This is a genomic window from Ruegeria atlantica (assembly GCF_013032005.1).
GTDB classification, from domain to species: domain Bacteria; phylum Pseudomonadota; class Alphaproteobacteria; order Rhodobacterales; family Rhodobacteraceae; genus Ruegeria; species Ruegeria atlantica_A.
The window spans coordinates 211572-228866 of the sequence record NZ_WQBE01000001.1 but is presented as its reverse complement, the minus strand read 5'-3'; the positions used below and the strand labels follow the sequence as shown (position 1 = coordinate 228866).

The following is a 17295-nucleotide window of genomic DNA, read 5'->3' as shown; positions in this document are numbered from 1 at the left end:
GGGTCTTCAATGCCTCTCGGGTTCGTAAACAATCGGTGATCAGATCATTAGCCCAGCAATTCAGACTTGGCACATGGTTGCTTTGTGTACCATAGTAGACCCAGGGGAAGGCAGGGGAGAGCCTTCCGGGGAGGACTAAGTGGCCAAGGCCGCAAGCCAGATTGAAATGCCAATCGGCGTCGTCGTGCGCAAAACACCCGGTGTAACCCGCTGGGCGAAGTGGAACTGGCGCGCCGTTGCCGTGCTACCCGGTGCCGGGCCAGCGGATTGGCTTGAGATGCGTCGCGAGGGTGAAGCCGTGGAGTACCACGCCGCCACCCTTCCCTTGACGCTTTGGGCTGATGAAACTGAGGCCTACATGGTCAACCTGTCCGACGGACAACCTTCGATCTACCTTGTTCTTCGCGATGCGCTGGATGGCGAACGCCCGATGGATGCGGTGCTGGTCACGGCGTCCCCGTTCGAAGGACAGGATTATGCAGATACCGGCGAAGAGATTGTCGAAAAAATCCCGATGACTGAAGGGCTGATTGCCTGGGTTCGGGATTTCGCGCTGGAACACCACCGTGATGAGGTTTTCGTTAAACGCCGCCGCGACAAGAAACGGACGGACCTTGTAGAGGACGGCAAGGGGGATGCGCGTATCCGGCAGACCTCGGACGTTTACCGCGCACCGCGGAGGCTGTTGCAATGACCCAAGCTCGCGATTTCTGGTCCCGCCGCAAAGCTGCCGTTCAGGCCGAAGCCGAGGCCGAGGTCATCGCGAGTGAAGAACAGGTCATCGCCACGCAACACGCCGAGTTGGAAGAAAAGAGCGACGCCGAGATTTTGGCACAGTTCAACTTGCCCGACCCCGATCAGTTGCAGGCTGGGGATGATGTCTCGGGGTTTATGGCAAAGGCCGTCCCTGACCGGTTGCGCCGCCGTGCCTTGCGGCGGCTGTGGCGGCTGAACCCGGTATTGGCCAATGTGGACGGGCTTGTCGACTATGGCGAGGACTATACCGACGCGGCCTGTGTGATCGAGAACATCCAGACCGCCTATCAAGTTGGCAAAGGAATGCTTAGCCACATCGAAACATTGGCTGCAGAGGCCGAAGAGGATGCCCCTGAAATCGAACCCTTGGTGGATGAAGGTGAAACCCTGGCAGCCGAAGAGGAACCGGAAGTGGTTCCAACCCCAGCCCCTGCCCAGGTGGCCGTGGCATTTACCGATGAGGTGGACGAGACAGCGCCGCAGGTTGCCCCGCGCCGCATGAAATTTGAATTCGAAGGATGACGAAATGACCGCAGGCAATGCGCAAAATCTGGAAGTCTCGGCCGAAGATCGCCTGCGCGCGGATTTCTACAATTTTCTGGGTCTGCTTCTGTCAGGCCCACCAGATCAGATGCTGCTGGATCAGGTCGCGGGTCTGACCGGGGATGGCACAGACCTGGGTCAAGCCATTCAAGCCATGGCGCGGGTGGCCAAAGTCACCAAACCCGCCGCCGCGGAACGGGAATTCAATGCGCTGTTCATCGGACTGGGCCGGGGTGAGCTGCTGCCCTATGGCAGCTATTACCTGACCGGTTTTTTGAACGAGAAACCACTGGCGCAGTTGCGCAATGACATGGCCGTCCGCGGGATCACCAGAGCGCAGAACGTATTCGAGCCTGAAGACAACATTGCCTCGCTGATGGAAATGATGGCAGGCATGATCGTTGGCCGTTTTGGCGCACCCGCCACGGTCGAGGATCAAAAGGCGTTCTGGAACAAACATATCGGCCCCTGGGCCACACATTTCTATTCTGATTTGGAAGCAGCCGAAGCGTCGGTTCTCTATGCCTCGGTCGGCACAGCCGGTCGGGTGTTTATGGAAATCGAACGCGAGGCCTTCCGAATGACGGCGGTGTGAACCACCGCAACTCGCCAGTGCCCGAATTGGCGCTAGATCGCAAATGGGAAAGGAGAAGCCCATGAGCAAGACCAAGGAAGAAGGCGCCTCGCGCCGCGACTTCCTCAAACTGGCCGGAACCGCAGCGCCCGCTGCTGTTGCCGCAGCCACACTAAGCGGAAAAGCCGAAGCAGCCGAGCTGCCCACGGACGAAACCCGGATGCAGGACACAGCGCACACCCGCGCTTACCTGGACAGCGCGCGCTTCTAAGCCGCCTCGACTGCGCCCGGTTTACCGACCGGACGATGTCACCAACCGACTGACGGTTGCGATTGGCCCTGACGTCGGCATCAGCAGTACCAAGCCAGCCGTGGCTTACACGGCGCGCAAGGGAGGAAAACAATGCTAAGGAAAAAGACCAACGGGGTTGCGAGACGCCCCCAGCGGACAAGTATCCTGTCCCAGGTCGGCGAGAAAACCGTCGATCGCCGCGCATTCCTGCGTGGATCGGGCCTGACGATCGGCGGCCTTGCCGCGATCAGCGCCACGGGTGGAACCGTGACGCCAGCCAGCGCCCAGACAGCGGCCAATCAGGCCGTTGAAAACATCAAATCCGTATGCACCCATTGTTCGGTCGGCTGTACAGTCGTCGCCGAAGTGCAGGACGGCGTCTGGATCGGGCAGGAACCCGGTTGGGACAGTCCGTTCAACCTGGGTGCGCACTGCGCCAAGGGGGCCTCGGTTCGCGAGCACGCCCATGGCGAGCGCCGGCTGAAATACCCGATGAAAAAGGAAGGTGGAGAGTGGAAACGCATCAGCTGGGAAGAAGCGATCAACGAGATCGGCGACGGCATGATGAGCATCCGCGAAGAGTCGGGGCCAGACAGTGTTTATTGGCTGGGTTCCGCGAAGCACAATAACGAACAGGCCTATCTGTTCCGCAAGTTCGCCGCCTACTGGGGCACGAACAACGTGGACCATCAGGCGCGTATCTGCCACTCGACCACTGTTGCGGGTGTTGCGAATACATGGGGCTACGGCGCCATGACCAATTCGTATAACGACATGCACAACAGTAAGGCGATCTTTATCATCGGCGGTAACCCGGCTGAGGCGCATCCTGTCTCGCTGCTGCATATATTGCGTGCGAAAGAGCAGAACAACGCACCGCTTATTGTCTGCGACCCGCGTTTTACGCGCACCGCGGCCCATGCAGATGAATATGTCCGCTTCCGCCCCGGCACAGACGTTGCGCTAATCTGGGGCATCCTGTGGCACATCTTCGACAACGGCTGGGAGGACAAAGAGTTCATCCGCACCCGTGTCTGGGGTATGGACCAGATCCAGGAAGAGGTTGCCAAGTGGAACCCGGAAGAGGTCGAGCGTGTCACCGGTACGCCCGGTTCGCAGCTGAAGCGCGTTGCCCGCACCATGGCCAACAACCGGCCCGGCACAGTCGTCTGGTGTATGGGTGGGACCCAGCACACCAACGGCAACAACAACACCCGCGCCTACTGCGTGCTGCAGCTTGCGCTTGGCAACATGGGCACCTCGGGTGGTGGCACCAACATCTTCCGCGGTCACGACAATGTGCAGGGCGCGACGGACCTTGGTGTTCTGTCTCATACCCTGCCCGGCTATTACGGCCTGTCCGCAGGTGCATGGGGTCACTGGGCACGTGTCTGGGGTGAAGAACCCGAATGGCTGGCTGGTCAGTTCGCCACGATCAAGGACAAGGAAGGCAAGGATAAACCGCTTCAGAACGAGCGCGGTATCCCTGTCTCTCGCTGGATCGACGGTGTTCTGGAAGACCCAGCAAACATGGATCAGGACAACAACGTTCGCGCCATGGTTCTGTGGGGTCACGCGCCGAACTCGCAAACGCGTGGGCCGGAAATGAAGACGGCGATGGAGAAGCTGGATATGCTGGTCGTGATCGACCCGTACCCCACCGTCTCGGCCGTTCTGCATGACCGCACCGATGGCGTTTACCTGTTGCCTGCCTGTACGCAGTTCGAAACCCGTGGCTCGGTCACGGCCTCGAACCGCTCGCTGCAGTGGCGCGACAAGGTGGTTGATCCGCTGTTCGAAAGCTTGCCGGACGAGGTCATCATGGCCAAGTTTGCCAACAAGTTCGGCTGGGCGGACCGGTTCTTCCGCAATATCGAAATGGAAGACGCCGAAACCCCGAATGTTGAAAGCATCACGCGTGAGTTCAACTCGGGCCTCTGGACCATCGGCTATACCGGTCAGTCGCCGGAACGTCTGAAAAGCCATATGGCCAACCAGCACACGTTCGACAGAACGACGTTGCAGGCTGTTGGTGGACCAAACGACGGCGAATACTATGGTCTGCCATGGCCCTGCTGGGGCACGGCCGAGATGGGTCATACGGGGACTCCAAACCTCTATGACATGTCCAAACCGGTGGCCGAGGGTGGCCTGACCTTCCGCGCCCGTTTCGGGGTGGAACGCGATGGCGACAACCTGCTGGCCGAAGGGGTCTATAGCGTTGGGTCGGAAATTCAGGATGGATATCCCGAATTCACGATGCAGATGCTGATGGATCTTGGTTGGGATGGCGATCTGACGGATGAGGAACGCGCAGCAATCGACGCTGTTGCGGGTCCGAAGACCAACTGGAAAACCGACCTTAGCGGCGGCATCCAACGGGTCGCGATCGAGCATGGTTGTGCGCCCTTTGGGAACGCCAAAGCCCGTGCGGTCGTCTGGACCTTCCCGGACCCGATCCCACTGCATCGCGAACCGCTATATACCAACCGGCGCGATCTGGTGGAGGACTATCCGACTTACGAAGACCGTCAGGCCTATCGCCTGCCTACCCTTTACGCTTCGATCCAGAAGAACGACTTTTCCAAGGATTACCCGCTAATCCTGACGTCTGGTCGTCTGGTCGAATATGAGGGTGGCGGCGAGGAAAGCCGATCGAACCCGTGGCTGGCCGAACTGCAACAGGACATGTTCGTCGAGATCAACCCGCGAGATGCCAACAACCTTGGTATTCGTGATGGGTCTCAGGTCTGGGTCGAAGGTCCCGAGGGCGGCAAAGTCAAGGTGATGGCGATGCTGACCAACAGGGTCGGTGCCGGCGTGGCCTTCATGCCATTCCATTTCGGCGGCCATTTCCAGGGACAGGACTTGCGGGACAAATACCCCGCTGGCGCTGATCCCTACGTTCTGGGTGAAAGCTCCAACACCGCCCAGACCTATGGCTACGATTCAGTGACCCAGATGCAGGAGACGAAATGTACTCTCTGCAAAATCTCGGCAGCGTAAGGAGGACGATTTATGGCTAGAGCAAAGTTTCTCTGCGACGCTGAACGCTGCATCGAGTGCAACGCCTGCGTCACTGCGTGCAAGAACGAGCACGAGGTCCCATGGGGCATCAACCGCCGCAGGGTGGTGACGATCAATGACGGCAACCCGGGCGAACGCTCAATCTCGGTGGCCTGCATGCATTGCTCGGATGCGCCTTGCATGGCGGTGTGCCCGGTCGACTGCTTCTATCAGAACGAAGAAGGCGTCGTCCTGCACTCCAAGGACCTGTGCATCGGTTGCGGCTATTGCTTCTATGCGTGCCCATTCGGCGCGCCGCAGTATCCGCAGGCCGGAAACTTCGGATCACGCGGCAAGATGGACAAATGTACCTTCTGCGCCGGTGGTCCCGAGGAAACGCACTCGACCGCAGAGTTCGCCAAATACGGTCGCAATCGGATCGCCGAGGGCAAACTGCCCATCTGCGCCGAGATGTGTTCCACCAAGGCCCTGCTCGCCGGTGATGGCGACGTGGTTTCGGCCATCTACCGCGAACGCGTCGTGGCGCGCGGGTTTGGCTCGGGCGCCTGGGGTTGGGGCACGGCCTACGACCAGAAAGACGGTTAGTCCCGTTTTGAAATTGGCGGTCTCGTAGTGTCAGCTACGGGACCGTCCCAGCCCGGCCAAACCACTTGGCCGGGCATAAGTTGGCGTGACCAACCTGAACGGAGTATTTCATGACCGAAGACGTTTATTGGCTGCTGAAACTTGACCTGCAAGCAGATCAGGATGACATATTCGATGCGCTAATGGCTGAAATGGTGGATGCAACACTGAATGAAAGCGGTGCGAAGTCCTATGAATGGCACCGCAGCGGATCGGCAGTTCACATATTTGAACGATACGCCAGTTCTGATGATGCGATGATCCACATGCAAAACTTCGGGGCAAATTTCGCAGATCGTTTTCTGGCAATTCTGACACCAACTCAGCTGGACGTTTACGGCCCCGCTAAAGAAGACCTGCACGCGGCGCTTACGCCGGTTGGAGCGGTCTTTCACAAACAAGTCAGCGGCTTTGACCGATAGACACGAACGACACAGGAGATTCGACAGATGCGCCTGATCTTAATGCTGCTGATCCCCCTATTCCTCACCAGTGTCGCCTTGGCTCAAGAAAGTGCGGATGTCCCGACTGAATCCGAACGCAGCACCACTGGCGGCGCCACGACACTGGAAGACATTCTGGCCCGTCAGCGCGGTGAAAAGGTCGACAATCGTTATCGCTCGGACAACACCGGTCAAGGCAATGCCGAAGGTCTGCTGGGCCAGTTGGGAACACGCGGCGTTGCCTCAGACAGTGATGTCTATCGCGCGATCCGATACGGCTCGGCCGATACAACAGTTTCATCCAAGGGGCCTGCGGCTGGCGTTCTAATCCAGGACGGTGGCATGTGGTGGCTGAACTTCCGCACAGGCCCCTTGCGCGAATACGGAACGTATATCCTGGGCGGAATGGCGGCCATCATCGTGTTGTTTTTTCTGATCCGCGGAAAAATCCGCATCGACGGGGAAAAAACCGGCCGCACCGTAACCCGCTTCAACGGTTTTGAGCGGTTCGGGCACTGGCTGTTCGCCGGGTCTTTCCTTGTACTTGGCCTGACCGGCCTGCTGACCCTTTATGGCCGTGATTTCCTGATCCCGCTTTTCGGGAAAGAAGGGTTTGCCACCATCGCGCAAGGCTGCAAATGGTTACACAACAATCTCGCATGGGCATTTATGCTGGGTCTGATCATCGTCACCGTGAACTGGATCGCCCACAACATCCCCAACCGGGTGGACCTGAAATGGCTGGCCGCCGGTGGGGGCCTTTTCACCAAGGGCAGCCATCCGCCTGCCAGGAAGTTTAACGCAGGACAAAAGGTCATCTTCTGGGCCTGTATCCTGCTGGGCGTTTCGATCAGCCTGTCCGGGCTGTCGCTGCTGTTCCCGTTCGAACTGCCGATGTTCGCCAAGACCTTCTCGGTCGCTAATTCCACCGGCATTCCACAGATGTTTGGCCTGAATTTGCCAACTCAGATGTCACCGCAAGAGGAGATGCAATACGCGCAGGTTTGGCACGTGATGATCGCCTATGTGTTCATCGCCATCATTATCGCCCATATCTATTTGGGTTCAGTGGGCATGGAAGGTGCCTTTGACGCAATGGGTACCGGCGAAGTCGAAGAGCAATGGGCACGCGAGCATCACTCGCTGTGGTTGGAAGAGGTACAAGAAAAAGGGGCCAGTAAGGCAGCGGCCTCACCCGCGGAATAGATGCGCGGGCTGGTCCTGGCCCTGGCGCTGGCCCCACTGCCCGCCATGTCCGAGTTTTACACGCTCAAGGGTCACGGTGGGCCGATCATGGGGATCGCCACCGCGCCAGACGGACGGATCGCCACCGCCAGTTTCGACAACTCGGTCGGTTTGTGGTCGAACCGCAGGCCCGAATGGCTGGAAGGGCACGAGGCAGCCGTAAACTCGGTCGCGTTCAACGGGCGCGCGATCTATTCAGCAGGCGATGATTTCACCCTGCGCCGCTGGCCGGGCGGAGAGGTTGTTGGCCAGCACAAAGGCAAGATCGTGGGGATCGCGGCCTCGAAAACGCATGTCGCCACTGCCAGTTGGGACGGCACTATTGGACTTTGGCCCGAAGATGGGTCAGCCGCACAAACGCTTACCGCGGGCAGCGGTGTGAACGCCGTCACTTTTTCACCAGATGGTGCAACACTGTACTCGGCTGGCATAGATGGAACTCTGCGGGTGTGGGATGTAGCCAGTGGAAAGGAAATCCAGCGACTGGTCGAACACGGGTTCGGGATCAATGAATTGGTTCTGAACGTCGCCGACAACTGGATTGCCTATGGTGCAGTCGACGGTGTGACCCGCATTTTGGACCTGACCACCGGCGAAGAACGCGACTTTACCCTGGATCGCCGTCCTATTCTGGCGCTGGCACTCAGCCCGGATCGTAGCCTTTTGGCCGTGGGTGACGGTGAGGGCTACATCATGGTGATCGACACAGTCGAATGGCACATCGCGCAGGATTTCCGCGCCACTCTGCGCGGGCCGGTTTGGGCGCTGGCCTTTTCTGCGGACGGTCAGAACATCCACGCGGGAGGCATTGATGAGGCGATGTATAGCTGGCCGGTTTCATCCTTCGGCGATCGCGAACAGATGGCAGCGGCCGAGCCCAGTTTCCTGAAGAACCCCGAAGAAATGAGCAACGGGGAACGGCAATTTTCCCGCAAATGTTCGATCTGCCACAGCCTGACGCCCGACGGGCAAAGGCGTGCCGGGCCGACTTTGTATGGAGTCTTCGGACGCAAGGCCGGTACGCTGGCGGGATATTTCTACTCGGATACGCTGCAAGACTCTGATATCGTTTGGAATGACGAAACGATAAATGCCCTTTTCGACGAGGGGCCAGACCACTACATACCGGGATCGAAGATGCCGATGCAGCGGATCACTCAGGCCCAGGATCGCGATGACCTGATTGCCTTTTTGCGCCGCGCAACGGCACCGGAGAATAAGACCGGAGGAGACCAATGAAAGCCTTTCTTGCCGCTGTGGCCGTAATGGTCGTAATCACCGTCGCTGCGCCCTATGCACTGCAACAGGTCGGCTTCAGCGCTGCTGAAGCGGGAACCGGTTCGGCTGTGCGTCTCGACTGAATGTCCGAATATCTAACCACCAAAGAGCTGGCCGACCTGCTTCGCATTGGCGAGCGCAAGGCCTATGATCTGGCCTCATCCGGCGAAGTCCCGTGCGTGCGCGCCATGGGCAAGCTGCTGTTTCCACGGGCAGAGGTCATCGCCTGGCTGAACGCATCCCGGTCGGGTCCGCAAGTGGCGGAACCGGCCCTGCCCCCGATCATTGCTGGCAGCCATGATCCGCTGCTTGATTGGGCTTTGCGCGAAAGCGGTTCGGGTCTGGCCACGTATTATGACGGTTCCTTCGACGGGCTGACCCGTCTGAAGGACCGCAGCGCGCAAGCTGCGGCACTGCATATTCATGAGGATCAGGGGTTCAATACGCAATCCCTGCGCGCCAACCTGGGTGAAGCCCCGGTGGTTTTGTATGAAATCGCGCAGCGACAACGCGGATTGCTGTTGGCACCAGGTGTCTCCGGCATCACCGGCTTTGCCGATCTGAAAGGACGGCGGGTGATCCTGCGGCAGGACAGCGCCGCCAGCCAACGGCTGTTCGACGCACAGCTAGAAGCCCACGATCTGACACGCGACGATCTGGACGCCCTACCCGCCTGCGCCCGGACCGAAGAAGAACTGGCCATTGCCCTGCATGACAGCAAGGCCGAAGCCGGGTTTGGGTTGGGTGCCCTGGCCAGCCTATACAATCTGGGCTTCGCGCCCACCCATACTGAACGGTTGGACCTGGCCATCTGGCGCCGCGCTTATTTTGATGACCCTATGCTGAAACTTCTCAGCTTTTTTCAGTCTGAACGTTTTGCCAACCGTGCTGCCGAATTCGGTGGATATAACTTGTCCGAGTTGGGCACGATCCACCACAACGGCGCAAGCGGCTGACCCCGATCACTCGGCGTTGGGAAAGAACAATTGCTCGCCATCCAGCTTGTAAGACGCAATGGCCGCCTGCCCGTCGGGGCCGATCAGCCAGTCAATGAATCGTTGACCCGCTGCGGCCCGGACCTGCGGATGCTTATCCGGGTTCACAAGGATGATACCGTACTGATTGAATAGACGCGGGTCACCCTCGACCAGAACCTCTAGATCCCCCCTGTTGCCAAAGGATTGCCACGTGGCGCGATCCGTCAGCACATAGGCCCCCATCCCGCTGGCCACGTTCAAAGTCGCCCCCATGCCCGAGCCGGTCTCGCGGTACCACGTCCCCGATGCGGCGGTCGGATCGGCACCCGCCCAATCCCAGAGGCGCATCTCGGCCTTGTGCGTTCCGCTGTCATCTCCGCGCGAGGCAAAGGGCGCTTCGGCTTCGGACACCGCAACCAGCGCCTCAACGATATCCATGCCACCCCGCACCTTGGCCGGATCGGATTTTGGCCCGACCAGAACAAAATCGTTGTACATCACGTCAAACCGCTCGACCCCCCAACCGTCGTCAACGAATTGTTCCTCGGCTGGTCTGGAATGCACCAGCAACACGTCCCCATCCCCGTTGATGGCATTGCGGATCGCCTGACCGGTGCCCACGGCAACAACACGTACGTCAATACCCGTCTCGGCCTCGAACCCCGGCAGGATGTAATCCAGCAAACCCGAATTCTGAGTGGACGTCGTCGATTGCACCACGATAAAGGGTTCCTCGGCGTTGGCGGACGCAGCGGTCAAACCAACGGCGAAAAGAGCTGCTCGAAAAAAAGTTCGGATCATTTAGATCTCCGTTATTGTTTAAGTGACTAGCCCGCCAGCCAGATATCGGCGTGCGGCGTCGCTTTTGGGGGCATCCAGTACCTGTTTGGCCGCCCCATGTTCAACCACGTGACCGCCCTGCATCATCACGATATCGGCGGCTAACCGCCGGGCCTGCCCGATGTCATGCGTCACCATAACGATGCGGACACCCCGGGTTGAGGCGCGCAGGATCATCCTTTCGATCATCTGCGTGGCATTGGGATCAAGCGCGCTGGTGGGTTCATCCAGAAACAACGTCTCTGGGTCCAGCGCGAGGGCGCGTAGAATGGCCAGCCGCTGTGCTTCTCCCCCTGACAGGGACCGGGCGGATTGGCGGGCTTTGCCATCCAGGCCGCCTTCGGTCAGCAATTCCTCGATCCGGGACTTGCGCGTGCTGCGCGGCATCCCCTGGCGCTTCAGCACAAAATCCAGGTTGGAAGCAACGGTCCGGCGCAACAGCACGGGCTGCTGAAACACCATCGCCTGCCGCGCCTTGTGGTCAGCATTCAGCTCGACACCATCCTGCCGGACCTGCCCGCGATCCGGCACAATTAGCCCATGCAGACAGCGCAGCAGCAGGCTTTTGCCCGATCCATTCGGCCCAAGGATCAAGGTTGGCCCCGGACCATCAAGGATAAGCTGCGGCACATCCAACAAGGCCTTGCCTTTACGGGTGATCCGCATCCCATCAACCGACAAACAACTGGCCAACTGCAAAGTCAAATCACGCATGGCGCAACCCCTCCTGCTCGGCTCGCAGGCTGAGCGTGCTGACCATGGCGTTCACCGCCACCGCGATACCGATCAGGATCGCCCCCAGTGCCAACGCCAGCGCCAGATTGCCCTTAGAGGTCTCCAAAGCAATGGTCGTCGTCATAACACGCGTCACGTGATTGATGTTGCCGCCAACTATGATCACCGCACCGACCTCGGCAATGGCCCGACCAAACCCAGCTAGCAGTGCGGTCACCAGCGCCAATCGCGCATCCCACAACAGCACCGGAACCGATGCCAGCCGGGACACCCCCAGTGAGCGGAGCTGTTCCGAATACTCCTCGGCCAGCAATTCGACCACTTGCCGGGTCAACGCTGCGATGATGGGGGTAACTAGAACCACCTGCGCAATGATCATCGCGGTCGGTGTATACAGTAACTCAAGCACACCCAACGGCCCTGAACGCGACAGCATCAGATAGACCAGCAGCCCGACAACGACCGGTGGGAACCCCATCAAAGCATTCATCAGCACGATCAGAATTCGACGTCCCGGAAACCGAGCGACCGCCAAAGCCGCACCAACGGGCATGCCAATCAACGCAGAAATCAGCACGGCAAAGATGGAAACTTCCAGGGACAGCAACACAATCGCCCACAACTCTGCATCCCCATTGAGGATCAGAGTCATTGCCGAGTTGAATTCTGATGCAAATCCCTGCATTTTCTACCACATATCGAACATTTCGTACAAAATGCGCCTAATTTCATAAAGATACTAGACCATTTACTCACCAAGTACAGACACGATTCCGACATCCCCAAACGAAAACGCGGCCCCAATTGGAGCCGCGCGTGTTCAGGCAATTGAACTGGGATCAGTTCAGCGCCGCATCTGTGATCTGATGTGTCCAGGCCCCGTCGGGCTGCTTGGTGATCACTGGGTCAGACCCACCTGCCAGCAAGGTACCCACGGTACGTTCAAAATCGGCCGGATCCAACGCGCCATTCGAACCCGCGGTCAGTTTGGCGATCTCGCCCATCATGCGCTTCTGATGCTCTTCGGTCTGGGCACCGGTCGCGTCATTCTCAAGCACGATGTCGGCTGCCTCATCAGGGTGTTCTTCAGCGTATTTCCAGCCTTTCATCGAAGCACGAACAAAACGCTCCATTTTTTCAACAAAGGCCGCGTCACCCAAGTTTTCCTCAAGCACATACAAACCGTCCTCCAGCGTCGCCACGCCCTGGTCTTCGTACTTAAAAGTGACCAGCTCATCCGGGCTGACGCCAGCATCGATGACCTGCCAATATTCATTATAGGTCATGGTGCTAATGCAATCGGCCTGACGCTGCAGCAAAGGATCAACGTTGAAGCCCTGTTTCAGAACCTCGACGCCGTTTTCACTTTTGCCACCGGTGTCGATACCCAACTGGCTCATCCAGCTCATGAACGGGAATTCATTACCAAAAAACCAAACACCCAGCGTGCGGTTCTTTAGATCCTCGGGCGAGGAAATCCCGGCATCTTTCCAGCAGGTCAACATCATGCCTGAGCTTTTGAACGGCTGCGCGATATTCACGAGGGGCAGACCCTTTTCGCGTGCGGCCAGTGCGGCGGGCATCCATTCGACGGTCACATCCGCACCACCGCCGGCAATGACCTGAGTCGGTGCGATATCCGGGCCGCCAGGCAAAATGGTGACGTCCAGTCCCTCTTCCTCGTAGAACCCTTTGTCTTTGGCCACATAATAACCCGCGAACTGCGCCTGAGTGACCCACTTGAGTTGCAAAGTCACCTCATCTGCGGCCAGCGCTGCGCCGGCAGTCAGGCTAAAGGCAGCGATCACCCCGCTGAGTAGCTTGTTCATCTTCATATCTCCTAGTTGTTGTTGGCGCCCCATTTTGGGGGTCTGTTAATTTCCATTTATCCGCGTTGCGACGGGTGCCAGAATGTCACCCCCTTTTCGATCATGGCGACCAGCCCATAAAACGCCGTCCCGGCCAAAGCAGCCACGACAATCTCGGCCCAGACCATATCCAGTGACAGTTGCCCGACACTGGTCGATATCCGAAAGCCCATGCCCAGAGTTGGAGAGCCAAAGAACTCGGCCACGATAGCGCCGATCAGCGCCAGAGTGGTAGAAATCTTTAGCCCATTGAAAACAAACGGCATCGCAGCGGGCAAGCGCAGTTTCAGAAAGCTCTGCCAATAGGTCGCGGCATAGGTCTCCATCAGGTCGCGCTGCATGGTGGTCGCTTCGCGCAGACCGGCAACGGTGTTCACCAGCATGGGAAAGAACACCATCACCACGACCACTGCTGCCTTGGAGTGCCAGTCGAACCCGAACCACATCACCAGAATGGGGGCCGTCCCGACAATAGGCAGGGCCGCCACAAAGTTCCCGACTGGCAACAATCCGAGGCGCAGGAAATCCCAGCGATCCACGGCAATCGCCATCAGGAAGGCCGTTCCGCAACCGATAATGTAACCGCTCAGCGCGCCTTTGATGATGGTTTGCACGAAATCCGCCCACAGGATTGGCAGGCTGTCCGCAAAGCGCACAGCAATCACTGACGGTGCGGGCAAAATGACCAACGGCACATCAAGTCCGCGCACCAGCAGTTCCCAAATTGCAATCACGGTCAGGCCAAAGATCAGCGGCGCCAAAAACCGCACTGTCTTTGTATCGGCATAGGGGCCACTGGCCAGGCGGCTGTTCAACCACCAGCCAAACAGCCAGACGCCAATTGCACCAAGAACAGATATCATTGCGCCATCCCCATCCGTTTCAGGACCGTCCGTTCGATCAGACCCAATAGCCCGACCAGACAGGCCGCCAGGATGGCAGCCGCAAACAACGCCGACCAGATTTGCACGGTCTGACCGTAATAGCTGCCGGCCAGTAGCCGCGCACCCAAACCAGCCACGGCCCCTGTCGGCAGCTCTCCGACGATAGCCCCGACCAGTGAGGCTGCGATACCAATCTTCAGCGAAGTAAACAGATACGGCATCGACGCTGGTAAGCGCAGCTTCCAGAATCCCTGAGACCGACTGGCGTTATACGTGCGCAACAGGTCCAATTGCATCGCATCGGGGCTGCGCAGCCCCTTCACCATACCGACCACGACGGGGAAAAAGCTAAGGTAGGCCGAGATGATCGCCTTGGGGATGATCCCCTGAATACCTATCGAATACAGCACCACAATGATCATCGGGGCCAGCGCGATGATTGGAATGGTTTGGCTAACAATGGCCCAGGGCATGACCGACAGGTCCATCACTCGGCTGTGTACAATTCCCACTGCCAGCAGAATGCCCAACCCGGTGCCAATCGCAAAACCCAGAATAGTGGCGCTGAGTGTCACCCAGGAATGATAGATCAATGATCTTTTCGAGGTGATTTTCTTCTCGACCGTGGTGTCCCACAGCTCTTCGGCCACCTGATGCGGTGCGGGCAAACGCGGTCGGTCCTGTTCCCAGGTCTCATCAATGGCATAGGGGTTGTCGATGACCAACTCGAACTCGCTCATGTCGCGGCGGTCAACAGCTTTGGGCGGATCGACCTGTTCCCCGGCTCGTTCGAATTCAGTCAGAACACCTTTGATGTTCATCGGCACGCTGGCGGCATACCAGAACAGGATAATGACGCCTACAACAGTCAAGACGGCCCAGACAGCTTTGATCCCTGCACTAGTCATCCGTATGCCCCGCCCGCAGCCCCTCGCGCACACGATGGGCTACTTCGATGAATTCAGGCGTGTCGCGGATATCCAGCGGCCGTTCCTTTGGCAGAGGGCTGTCGATCACATCAGTGATCCGACCCGGTCGCGGGCTCATCACCACGATCTTTGTGCTGAGATACACCGCCTCGGGGATCGAGTGCGTCACGAAACCGATGGTCTTTTCAGTGCGCGCCCAAAGTGCCAGAAGCTGTTCGTTCAGGTGATCGCGCACGATCTCATCCAGCGCGCCAAAGGGCTCATCCATCAAAAGGATATCGGCGTCAAAAGCCAGCGCCCGCGCAATGCTGGCACGTTGCTGCATGCCGCCAGAAAGCTGCCAGGGGAATTTCCCGCCAAATCCCTCTAGATCAACAAGTTCCAGAACTTTTTTAACCCTCTCTTCCTGCTCGCTGGCGGAATAACCCATGATTTCCAAGGGTAGTTTAATGTTCTTGGCAATGGTCCGCCAAGGATATAGCCCCGCCGCCTGAAACACATAGCCATAGGCCCGGTTCCGCCGCGCCTCATCCGGGGTCATTCCGTTGACGGTTAACATTCCCCCTGTCGGTGTTTCCAGCGCCGCGATACAGCGCAGAAAGGTGGTTTTTCCACAGCCCGAGGGGCCGATGAAGCTGACGAAATCGCCTTTGTCGACTGTCAGATTCACATCCTTGAGCGCATGGATTGGCCCGTCGTTTGTTTGGAAGGTAAGGTCCAACTGCCTTGCCTCGATTACGGGCTGGGTAGTGCTGTCAGTATTCATTCCATTGCCTTGAAAAGGTTTGGCTTTAGGGTGCCTTGGTGACAATCCCTGCGCAATCAGACACCCGTCGCCGGAATGCCCGTCCGCTCAACCGGGCGCGGCGCAGTCAGCTCTTTCCACGTACTCAGCGCCTTGTTCACGTGACCATTGGGCTCGCGCGCTACAAACTCTCCATGCCCTTCCTGCGTGCGGATTTCACCGTCATGCACGGCCACCTGTCCACGGGTCAGGGTAAAGCGCGGCAGACCTTTGACCTCTTTACCCTCGAACACGTTGTAATCGATCGAGGATTGCTGGGTATCAGCGCTGATCGTTTTGGCTTTCTCAGGGTCCCATACAACGATATCGGCATCCGCCCCCACAAGAATCGCACCCTTTTTAGGATAGCAATTCAATATTTTGGCGATGTTTGTTGAAGTCACGGCCACAAACTCATTCATCGTCAAACGCCCCGTATTCACACCATGGGTCCACAGCATCGGCATCCGATCCTCCAGCCCACCGGTCCCATTCGGTATCTTGGTAAAGTCACCGACGCCAAAACGCTTTTGGTCGGTGGTAAAGGCGCAATGATCTGTGGCCACAACGCTCAATGTCCCAGAATGCAACCCGTTCCACAGACTGTCCTGATGCTGTTTGTTCCGGAACGGGGGGCTCATGACGCGCCGCGCCGCGTGATCCCAATCTTGGTGGAAATATTCGCTTTCATCCAACGTCAGATGCTGGATCAGGGGTTCTCCCCACACTCGCTTTCCATTCATCTTGGCCCGGCGAATGGCTTCATGCGCCTCTTCACAGGATGTATGCACCACATAAAGCGGCACGCCCGCCATATCGGCAATCATAATGGCCCGGTTGGTTGCCTCGCCTTCAACCTGTGGCGGTCGCGAATACGCATGCGCTTCGGGGCCTGTATTTCCTTCGGCCAGCAGCTTGGCGCTTAACTCAGCCACGACATCGCCGTTTTCAGCATGCACCATCGCGATGCCACCCAACTCAGCCAATCGCTTGAACGAGGCAAACAACTCATCGTCATTCACCATCAGTGCGCCCTTGTAGGCCATGAAGTGCTTGAACGTATTGATGCCGCGCGTCTCGATCACCGTTTTGATGTCGTCAAACACCTGTTCACCCCACCAGGTCACCGCCATATGGAAGGAGTAATCGCAGTTTGCACGGGTCGACTTGTTATCCCAGCGCTTCAAGGCATCAAGCAGACCCTCACCGGGGTTTGGCAGCGCGAAATCGACCACCATCGTGGTGCCCCCGGCCAGCGCCGCTCGCGTCCCGCTTTCGAAATCATCGCTGGAATAGGTTCCCATGAACGGCATCTCAAGATGCGTGTGCGGGTCAATCCCACCCGGCATCACGTAACACCCCGTCGCATCAAGCACTTTGTCGCCCTTAAGATCCATTCCGATCTCGGTGATCACACCGCCTTCGACCAGCACATCCGCCTTATAGGAAAGATCGGCGGTCACGACGGTTCCGTTTTTGATAACAGTGCTCATTTT

At 58.3% G+C, this 17295-nt stretch carries 19 protein-coding genes; 11 read left to right on the top strand and 8 right to left on the bottom strand.

The genetic code is table 11. The features are described 5' to 3' along the window. Nucleotides 1–139 precede the first annotated feature (139 nt). The 11 genes from GOX21_RS01145 to GOX21_RS01100 all read left to right on the top strand — a co-directional run bounded on the left by GOX21_RS01145 (nucleotide 140) and on the right by GOX21_RS01100 (nucleotide 9738). The gene (locus GOX21_RS01145; RefSeq protein ID WP_170348414.1) at nucleotides 140–694 is read left to right on the top strand and encodes a DUF3305 domain-containing protein; all 555 of its coding nucleotides are present in this window, start codon (nucleotides 140–142) and stop codon (nucleotides 692–694) included. Then, a complete protein-coding gene (locus tag GOX21_RS01140; RefSeq protein WP_170358031.1) occupies nucleotides 691–1278 on the top strand; it encodes a DUF3306 domain-containing protein in 588 nt (195 codons plus the stop codon). Before GOX21_RS01145 ends, GOX21_RS01140 begins: the two co-directional genes overlap by 4 nt. Before the next feature lie 4 nt (nucleotides 1279–1282). Further along, nucleotides 1283–1894 carry a TorD/DmsD family molecular chaperone gene (locus GOX21_RS01135; RefSeq protein WP_170358029.1) on the top strand — a complete coding sequence of 204 codons (612 nt, stop codon included), beginning with the start codon at nucleotides 1283–1285 and terminating at the stop codon, nucleotides 1892–1894. A gap of 61 nt (nucleotides 1895–1955) precedes the next feature. Next, nucleotides 1956–2144, top strand: coding sequence for a twin-arginine translocation signal domain-containing protein (locus tag GOX21_RS01130; RefSeq protein WP_170348411.1), 189 nt, complete (start codon nucleotides 1956–1958; stop codon nucleotides 2142–2144). A 132-nt stretch (nucleotides 2145–2276) separates the two neighbouring features. Beyond that, nucleotides 2277–5171: a formate dehydrogenase subunit alpha gene (locus GOX21_RS01125; RefSeq protein ID WP_170348410.1), complete on the top strand. Its 2895-nt coding sequence runs from the start codon at nucleotides 2277–2279 to the stop codon at nucleotides 5169–5171. A 12-nt stretch (nucleotides 5172–5183) separates the two neighbouring features. After that, complete coding sequence (gene fdh3B, locus GOX21_RS01120; protein ID WP_037307340.1) at nucleotides 5184–5777, top strand: formate dehydrogenase FDH3 subunit beta; 594 nt, start codon at nucleotides 5184–5186, stop codon at nucleotides 5775–5777. A 110-nt stretch (nucleotides 5778–5887) separates the two neighbouring features. After that, the gene (locus GOX21_RS01115; protein WP_170348409.1) at nucleotides 5888–6238 is read left to right on the top strand and encodes a putative quinol monooxygenase; all 351 of its coding nucleotides are present in this window, start codon (nucleotides 5888–5890) and stop codon (nucleotides 6236–6238) included. A 27-nt stretch (nucleotides 6239–6265) separates the two neighbouring features. Beyond that, on the top strand, nucleotides 6266–7465 hold the full coding sequence (locus tag GOX21_RS01110) for a formate dehydrogenase subunit gamma (protein ID WP_170374916.1): 1200 nt from the start codon (nucleotides 6266–6268) through the stop codon (nucleotides 7463–7465). Further along, on the top strand, nucleotides 7466–8743 hold the full coding sequence (locus GOX21_RS01105; protein WP_170374914.1) for a c-type cytochrome: 1278 nt from the start codon (nucleotides 7466–7468) through the stop codon (nucleotides 8741–8743). It begins immediately after the preceding gene. After that, nucleotides 8740–8865, top strand: a complete 126-nt coding sequence (locus GOX21_RS21615; protein ID WP_302476796.1) for a hypothetical protein — start codon at nucleotides 8740–8742, stop codon at nucleotides 8863–8865. The genes GOX21_RS01105 and GOX21_RS21615 overlap by 4 nt, the downstream gene beginning before the upstream one ends. Further along, on the top strand, nucleotides 8866–9738 hold the full coding sequence (locus GOX21_RS01100; protein WP_170374912.1) for a helix-turn-helix transcriptional regulator: 873 nt from the start codon (nucleotides 8866–8868) through the stop codon (nucleotides 9736–9738). A gap of 6 nt (nucleotides 9739–9744) precedes the next feature. Here GOX21_RS01100 and GOX21_RS01095 read toward each other — a convergent pair whose 3' ends face one another. The 8 genes from GOX21_RS01095 to hydA all read right to left on the bottom strand — a co-directional run bounded on the left by GOX21_RS01095 (nucleotide 9745) and on the right by hydA (nucleotide 17292). Continuing rightward, nucleotides 9745–10560 (bottom strand): extracellular solute-binding protein, encoded by an 816-nt coding sequence (locus GOX21_RS01095; RefSeq protein ID WP_170374910.1) that lies wholly within the window; start codon nucleotides 10558–10560, stop codon nucleotides 9745–9747. Between the two features lie 18 nt (nucleotides 10561–10578). Beyond that, nucleotides 10579–11313 (bottom strand): ATP-binding cassette domain-containing protein, encoded by a 735-nt coding sequence (locus GOX21_RS01090; protein WP_170374908.1) that lies wholly within the window; start codon nucleotides 11311–11313, stop codon nucleotides 10579–10581. After that, a complete protein-coding gene (locus tag GOX21_RS01085; RefSeq protein ID WP_170374906.1) occupies nucleotides 11306–12019 on the bottom strand; it encodes an ABC transporter permease in 714 nt (237 codons plus the stop codon). Before GOX21_RS01085 ends, GOX21_RS01090 begins: the two co-directional genes overlap by 8 nt. A 154-nt stretch (nucleotides 12020–12173) precedes the next feature. After that, the gene (locus GOX21_RS01080) at nucleotides 12174–13163 is read right to left on the bottom strand and encodes an ABC transporter substrate-binding protein (RefSeq protein WP_170374904.1); all 990 of its coding nucleotides are present in this window, start codon (nucleotides 13161–13163) and stop codon (nucleotides 12174–12176) included. 56 nt (nucleotides 13164–13219) lie between these two features. Then, a complete protein-coding gene (locus GOX21_RS01075; RefSeq protein ID WP_170374902.1) occupies nucleotides 13220–14065 on the bottom strand; it encodes an ABC transporter permease in 846 nt (281 codons plus the stop codon). Next, nucleotides 14062–14979, bottom strand: a complete 918-nt coding sequence (locus GOX21_RS01070) for an ABC transporter permease (protein ID WP_170376093.1) — start codon at nucleotides 14977–14979, stop codon at nucleotides 14062–14064. Before GOX21_RS01070 ends, GOX21_RS01075 begins: the two co-directional genes overlap by 4 nt. Nucleotides 14980–14986: 7 nt before the next feature. Beyond that, nucleotides 14987–15781 carry an ABC transporter ATP-binding protein gene (locus GOX21_RS01065; protein WP_170374900.1) on the bottom strand — a complete coding sequence of 265 codons (795 nt, stop codon included), beginning with the start codon at nucleotides 15779–15781 and terminating at the stop codon, nucleotides 14987–14989. A 56-nt stretch (nucleotides 15782–15837) separates the two neighbouring features. Continuing rightward, nucleotides 15838–17292 (bottom strand): dihydropyrimidinase, encoded by a 1455-nt coding sequence (gene hydA / locus GOX21_RS01060; RefSeq protein ID WP_170357995.1) that lies wholly within the window; start codon nucleotides 17290–17292, stop codon nucleotides 15838–15840. Nucleotides 17293–17295 lie beyond the last annotated feature (3 nt).